This is a genomic window from Rhodococcus zopfii NBRC 100606 = JCM 9919 (assembly GCF_001895025.1).
Lineage (GTDB): Bacteria > Actinomycetota > Actinomycetes > Mycobacteriales > Mycobacteriaceae > Rhodococcus > Rhodococcus zopfii.
The window spans coordinates 1-1,283 of the sequence record NZ_BCXI01000119.1 but is presented as its reverse complement, the minus strand read 5'-3'; the positions used below and the strand labels follow the sequence as shown (position 1 = coordinate 1,283).

The window sequence follows — 1,283 nt, the reverse complement described above, 5'->3', positions numbered from 1 at the left end:
CCCCGGCAAAGTCGTATAGCTGCATGTCAGGCGGTATGAAGTAGGTCGACCGACCGGTGTGGGTTGCGGCTGTGATGCCGCAGGGCAGCGGCGATGTTGTCGTGGCCGACGAGGCGGAGGATGCTGACGACGGTGTTGCGGATCGTGGCCATGACCTGCGGAGCGGAACCGGTGCGGATCGTCGCGCGGTCCTCGTCGAAGACGACGTCTCGGACCCAGTGCAGGCGGTTCTCGATTCCCCAGTGTCCACGGATCCACGCGGTGACCTGGATCGGGTCGACGACGGCCATCGGCAACGAGCAGATCACATAGACGACCTCGACGCTCTTGCGGTGCGATCGGGTGACGGTGCGACGCACCTGCATCACCTGTGTGGCGTGCGGGAAGCCTACTCCGGCTGCGACTTCGGTGGTCTTGACCGTGCGGCGTTCACGGCGTCCGTGGCCACGCCCGGCTGTCGAGGACGAGACGGGAATCTCGTTCCACGGCAGGGCTTTCAATCGTGCCCGCAGCGACGGTTGGTTGTTCTTCACGGTGAACACGTAGTGCCCGCCGCGGCCGACGATGTACTCGGCGGTGCCACGTTGGCAGTGCAGGGCATCGGCGGTGACAACGACGTCGGCGAGGTCGAACGGGGCGAGCAGATCCGTCAGTGCGGGAATCTCGTTGGACTTCGCCGCGACCTCGAGTTGCCCAACCACGACCCCGGTCCGGTGATCGAGAGCTGCCAGCAGGTGTGTCAGATGCCCGGCGGCACCGCGGGCGCCGCGGAGAGTTTTGCCATCGACAGCGATCACCCGGCGTCCGTCGACCACGCTGGTACGCAGCCACATCCACGCGCCCAGCACGTGATCGAGGACGCCTGCGTCGACCCGGCCGAGAGTGCGTCGGATCGTCGACTCCGACGGGGCTCTCCCGTGCACACCGAGCCGAGCCAGTGCCGTGGTGGGCGCGTCGTCGGCCCATTCGGCGATCGCGGTGAACGATCGTGCCCCGGCGCACGTCGCGGCCAATGCCAACCCCAGGATCGCAGGGAACCGGTGTCGCACCCCGCGCCGGGCACGAGGATCGGGTACCTGGGCGAGGACGTCGAGGATCCTGGTGTCGGGCGCTGGCGCGGGCATGAGCGAAGATGGACTTGCGGGCACGGCTCGTTCCTGGTGGTGGTGATTGTGTAGGAACTTGAATCACTACCAGACGGCCGTGTCCGCCCGGATTCACGCCTCCCTGTTACGAAATCAGCAGGTCAGGCACCACTCTCAACGACTTTGCCGGGGCCCTGG

At 66.7% G+C, this 1,283-nt stretch carries 1 protein-coding gene; it reads right to left on the bottom strand.

Translation table 11 applies throughout. The features are described 5' to 3' along the window. Positions 1 to 26 precede the first annotated feature (26 nt). Positions 27 to 1,124, bottom strand: coding sequence for an ISAs1 family transposase (locus RZ1_RS29380; protein ID WP_072816468.1), 1,098 nt, complete (start codon positions 1,122 to 1,124; stop codon positions 27 to 29). Positions 1,125 to 1,283: the final 159 nt, after the last annotated feature.